The organism is Glaesserella sp., assembly GCF_041814905.1.
Lineage (GTDB): Bacteria > Pseudomonadota > Gammaproteobacteria > Enterobacterales > Pasteurellaceae > Glaesserella.
Map to the genome: position 1 here is coordinate 1 of NZ_JBGXYA010000056.1, position 5,519 is coordinate 5,519.

The 5,519-nt window shown below is 43.9% G+C and carries 4 protein-coding genes; 3 read left to right on the forward strand and 1 reads right to left on the reverse strand.

Annotation, left to right across the window (positions count from 1 at the left end; translation table 11 throughout):
* Window positions 1–128 precede the first annotated feature (128 nt).
* On the reverse strand, window positions 129–683 hold the full coding sequence (locus ACEYJ7_RS08535) for a TetR/AcrR family transcriptional regulator (RefSeq protein ID WP_373767710.1): 555 nt from the start codon (window positions 681–683) through the stop codon (window positions 129–131).
* Window positions 684–837: 154 nt separating this feature from the next.
* On the opposite strand from ACEYJ7_RS08535, the gene ACEYJ7_RS08540 reads away from it, so the two are divergent.
* From ACEYJ7_RS08540 to ACEYJ7_RS08550, 3 genes are all read left to right on the forward strand, one after another.
* Window positions 838–1,899 (forward strand): HlyD family secretion protein, encoded by a 1,062-nt coding sequence (locus tag ACEYJ7_RS08540; RefSeq protein WP_373778657.1) that lies wholly within the window; start codon window positions 838–840, stop codon window positions 1,897–1,899.
* A gap of 12 nt (window positions 1,900–1,911) precedes the next feature.
* Window positions 1,912–4,632 carry a ribosome-associated ATPase/putative transporter RbbA gene (gene rbbA, locus ACEYJ7_RS08545; RefSeq protein ID WP_373778658.1) on the forward strand — a complete coding sequence of 907 codons (2,721 nt, stop codon included), beginning with the start codon at window positions 1,912–1,914 and terminating at the stop codon, window positions 4,630–4,632.
* A gap of 1 nt (window position 4,633) precedes the next feature.
* The coding region (locus ACEYJ7_RS08550; RefSeq protein WP_373778660.1) for an ABC transporter permease at window positions 4,634–5,519 on the forward strand (886 nt) is incomplete at its 3' end.

Consider the following 5,519-nt stretch of genomic DNA (forward strand, 5'->3'; position numbering starts at 1 on the left):
CCGGCAATGACAATCAGGTGAGCTTTTTAACGACATGATTTGCCGTATTCGACCTTGAAACAAGCGGTCGGATGTTGACCACATTTTGCAATTTGCAAATTTTTCGGAAGATCTCACCTCTTGTCGGATTATAAAATTGCCCGTTCAAATAACATTTTTAAATTTTCAATGAGATGCAACGGGTTGAGCGCTTTATTATGCTCAAAACTGAAGGTCATCGACGCAATGGCAAAGGACGCATATAAATGCCCTTGATATTCCAAATCGATTAATTCGTTATCATCAACTTCTTTCGATAAGACTTCAATGTATCGCTGCCGAATGATTTTATACATATCTTGTTTAAGGTGAATTTTAGGCGTTTCGATTTTCCAAAGCAGTTGGATTTTTTCGCGGTTTTTGAGAATGAGCGGTGCCGCTTTTTCGGCAAATACTAAAGACGTTTCATGAAAACGTTGCTCTAACAAAGGCAAAAAAACCGTTTGTTTAAATTCCTCAACAAGTTGTCGAGCCAACGTATCTTTATTCGCATAGTGTTTATAGAACGTGGTGCGGTTAATCTGTGCAACGTCTAAAATATCTTGGATCGTAATCTCTTGATAATCTTTTTCTTCCAATAAGCTGAAAAACGCCTGATGAATACTTTTAGCGGTTTTAATGACCCGAATATCATCTTTATTCATATCTATTTGCCTTCTTTTTGAGCAGGATAAACAACAAAATATCGTTTTTTATCGAGATAAGCAACATTTTATTGTTTTTTGATGATTGAGTCGGATTCGTGATTTTCCTACACTGCTTTTTATTTAGACGATATTGAGGGATGAAGGGGATAAGATGAAAAAAGTATGGATTGCACTATTGGTGATTGCCGTTGTTGGTGGCGGTATCTATTGGAAACAGACGCAAAGCCGCTCGAACTTACCGGACGGGATTAGTGGTGTAAACGGGCGTTTGACGGTAGATCGTGTTGATGTAGCAACGCTTTATGCAGGGCGTGTGGAAGAGATGTTGGTCAAAGAAGGCGAGGATGTGGAGAAAAATCAAGCCCTTGCCCGTCTTTCTTCCAGCCAAATTGAGAGCCAAGTAAATGCGACTTCGGCACAAATTGAAGCGATGCAGGCACAAGTTGCACAAGCGAAAGCCCAAAAGCAACGTGCGCTGGAAACCGTCAGCCGTGCGAACGCTGAAATTAATGCCCAACAGCAACAGTTAAGCGTGGCGAAATTGGAATTGGATAACGCTAAAAAGCTACGCCGTGATAATTTGATTTCCGCCAGCGAATTAGAACGCCGTCAAGCCAATTATAAAGTGGCACAATCAGCGATTGAGACGGCAAAAGCCGCACGAGCCGAAGCACAAGCAACCGTAAGCCAAGCGGATGCAACCATTTCCCAAGCGCAAGCGATGGTTGAAAGAGCCAAAGCCGATGCGCAAAATGCCCAATCTCAAAATGAAGATATGCTTATTCGTTCACCGTTGAGCGGACGTGTGGAATATCAGCTTGCTGATGTTGGCAATGTACTTGGTGTGGGCGGTAAAGTGGTCAGCATTTTGGATTTAGATGATGTGTATATCAACGTATTCTTACCGTCTTATCAAGCTAATCAAGTTAAAATCGGCGATGAAGCCCGTGTCATTGTTGATGGCGTGGATGCGGTTTTCCCTGCCAAGGTAAGCTATATCTCTTCACAAGCTCAATTTACGCCGAAATCGGTCGAAACCGCCGAAGAACGCACCAAAATGATGTTTAAAATCAAGCTACAAATTTCCGAAGAGATCGTAAAACAAAATCCGGCATTCTTTAAAGGCGGTATGACGGCAATGGGGTATGTGAAATATGATGGCAAGGCAGAATGGTCTGACGCATTCAACGTTAAATTACCATCAGAAAAATAATGTGGAAATGTTATGAATTTCGCTATTTCAATCCAACATCTTTCTCATCAATACGGCAAAACACAGGCGCTGAAAGAGGTATCACTACAAATTCCTCAAGGCGTTACGGTGGGGTTAATCGGGCCTGATGGTGTAGGGAAATCGACCTTACTTTCACTGATTTCAGGGGTAAAAATCCTACAACAGGGCGACATTTCGGTGTTTGGCTTAAACATTGCAGACAGCAAAGCGCGCGATCAGCTCTCCCATAAAATTGCTTTTATGCCGCAAGGATTGGGGAAAAACCTCTATCCGACCCTCTCTATTTATGAAAATATTGAATTTCACGCCCGTCTTTACAGCTTGCCGAAATCCTACCGCCAAGCTCGGATTGAACGATTATTGCAGGCAACGGGGTTACTGCCTTTTGCCGACAGACCAGCCGGAAAATTATCGGGCGGAATGAAGCAGAAACTCAGTTTATGCTGTGCATTGGTACACAGCCCCGATTTGCTCATTTTGGACGAACCAACCACCGGCGTAGATCCGCTTTCCCGCCGCCAATTTTGGGAATTGGTGGAGAGTTTACGCCAAGAAAGCCCGACAATGACCGTCATTGTTGCCACCGCTTACATTGATGAAGCTGAAGGGTTTGAACATTTGATTGCGATGGACGACGGCAGAATTATTGCCGATAAGCCGACCCGCCAAGTGATGCAAGAAACGAACAGCGAGACTTTAGAGCAAGCCTATATCAAATTGTTACCGCCCGAAAAACGAGGAGCGGAGAACGGCTTGGTTATTCCGCCTTTTATCCCGAACCCGAACGAACCACCGGCAATACAAGCGGTCGGTTTAACCAAAAAATTTGCAAATTTTGTGTCGGTGGATAATGTGAGCTTCACCATTCCAAGAGGCGAGATTTTTGGCTTTTTAGGCTCGAACGGTTGTGGTAAATCCACCACAATGAAAATGCTAACCGGATTACTTGAGCCAACGGAAGGCTCGGCAACCTTGCTCGGGCAGCCGATTGATGCCGGCGATATCAATACCCGTAAAAAAGTGGGCTATATGTCGCAAGCCTTCTCCCTTTATGAAGAATTAACCGTAAGAGAAAATTTGCGTCTACACGCTAAATTGTATCAAATCGAACCTTCGCAGTGGGATCACTACGTTCAGCGATCACTGGCGCAATTTCATCTGGTTGAATTTGCCGAACAAACACCGGCTTCATTGCCGTTAGGGATTCGCCAACGATTACAACTGGCTGCCGCCTGTTTACATCAGCCGGAAGTGTTAATTTTGGACGAACCGACGTCGGGGGTTGATCCTGCCGCACGGGATATGTTTTGGGAATATCTGATTAAACTGTCTCGAGAAGATAAGATCACGATTTTCGTCACCACCCATTTTATGAATGAAGCGGCTCGTTGCGATCGTATTTCTTTTATGCATCGCGGAAAAGTATTGGGCGTTGGTACACCGGAGGAGTTACGGATCGGCAAAAACGCCGCTACGCTGGAAGAAGCCTTTATTCGTTATTTGGAAGAACAAGCGGACGAGATTACCCAACCCCAGTTGCAAAAAAATGCGCAAAACGAACCGCTTGTCAGCCATTCACAAGCGGTCGGATTGTTTGCTTGGTTTGCCATGGTTTGGACTTTTGCCTTGCGTGAGAGCAAAGAGTTGCTACGGGATAATATCCGCCTGTTGTTTGCGATTGGCGGTCCTGCCGTGATGTTGTTGGCTATGGCGTCAAGTATTTCGTTTGATATTAACCCGCTGAAGTTTACCGTGTTGGATCACGACAACAGCTCGGAAAGCCGCCGATTGATCGAGTATTTTCGTGGTTCGCCTTATTTTATTGAACAGCCTGAAATTTATTCCACGGCGGAGATTGATCGGGTGTTAAAAAGCGCCGAAGTCAAGTTGGTGCTGGAAATTCCGGCGGAGTTCGGGCGTTCGATCTTAAAAGGTCAAATGACGCCAATCGGGATTTTTATTGACGGGGCGTTTCCGTCCACGGCGGAAAATTTGAAATCGTCGGCAAACGGTGTGCTTGCTCAATATGTACGGGAGAATTTTCCTGCTACAGCAAATTCAACGACATCATCGCTGATTGAACCTCGTTTTATGTATAACCAGGATTTTAAGAGTATTTTTGCGATTACTCCGGGTGTGATTATGTTAGCGATGATGATGGTACCTTCGATGATGACTGCATTGGGTATCGTTCGGGAGAAAGAGATCGGTTCGATTATGAATTTATACGGATCGCCTGCGAGTAAATTGCAATTCTTATTAGGTAAGCAGCTACCCTATATTGTTTTGGCGTTTTTAAGTTATTTGGTGCTGATTTTTATCGCCGTCGTCATCTTTGGTGTACCGATAAAAGGCTCGGTTTGGGCAATGTTTTTAGGAGCGTTATTGGTTGTTACCGCTTCAACAGGCTTTGGTTTAGTGGTATCAAGCTTTGTGAAATCGCAGGTTGCGGCACTTTTTGCCACCGCTATTTTAATTATGGTGCCAACGATGAATTTCTCAGGAATGATGTACCCGACAGCAACATTACCAACGCCGACCTACGTTATCGCTCATATTTTCCCAGGTGCCTGGTTTCAGTTGATTAGTTTAGGCGGATTCACCAAAGGGCTGGGCTTTTATGATTTTATTGCCAACTATGGCGCTTTAATTATCATCTATTCGGTCTATTTAATCTTGGCATCCTTATCATTGAAAAAACAGGAGAAATAAGATGCGCTGGTTAAAGAATGTGATCTATTTATCGAAAAAAGAGTTTTCGAGTCTGTTTTCGGATTTAACGCTGATTGCTTTGATTTTATATATGTTCAGTATGGCGCTTTATACTATTGCCAATATGCCGACGACGGAGCTGAAAAATGCGGCAGTCGCAGTGGTGGATAACGATCGTTCAACCTTGTCTTATCGGTTAAGAGACAGCTTGATTGAGCCAAATTTCAAAAAAGTACAGGAAATCTCGGCAAATGAAGTGGATCGGGCAATGGATACCGGCACTTATACCTTTGTGTTGGAAATTCCACCGAATTTCGAACGGGATATGTTGAAAGGCTTATCGCCGAAAATTCAGCTGTTGATTGATGCTACGGCAATGACCCAAGCAGGCGTAGGGAGTAACTATATTTCTCAAATTTTTAATCAAGAAGTGGCGCAATATTTGGCATTAAATTCAGCTTCGTTAGATAACCTTGCCGTGATCAATGTGTTGTACAACCCAAACTATTCAAGCAAATGGCTTATGGGCACAATGCAAATTGTCGGGAACTTAAATTTACTTGTGTTGCTGTTGGTTGGCGCGGCTGTTATTCGGGAACGTGAGCGGGGAACCATTGAACATTTATTGGTGATGCCCGTGACTTCAAGTGAAATTGCCGTGGCTAAAATTGTCGCTAACGGTTTGGTGCTATTAACGGTAGCAATGCTTTCCTTGATCTTTATGGTTCGAGGTGTGTTGGGTGTGCCCATTGCATTAAGTTCCTTACCGCTCTTTGCCCTAGGTGCCATAGCGTTTTTATTTTCGATTTCGTCATTGGGCATTTTATTGGCAATTATCGCACCAACAATGCCACAGTTCGGTTTGCTCTGTATCCCGACGTATGTCG

Coding starts and splice junctions, on each gene's coding strand:
- ACEYJ7_RS08535 (WP_373767710.1), bottom strand. CDS start 683: ATGAATAAAGATGATATTCGGGTCATTAAAACCGCTAAAAGTATTCAT.
- ACEYJ7_RS08540 (WP_373778657.1), top strand. CDS start 838: ATGAAAAAAGTATGGATTGCACTATTGGTGATTGCCGTTGTTGGTGGC.
- rbbA (WP_373778658.1), top strand. CDS start 1,912: ATGAATTTCGCTATTTCAATCCAACATCTTTCTCATCAATACGGCAAA.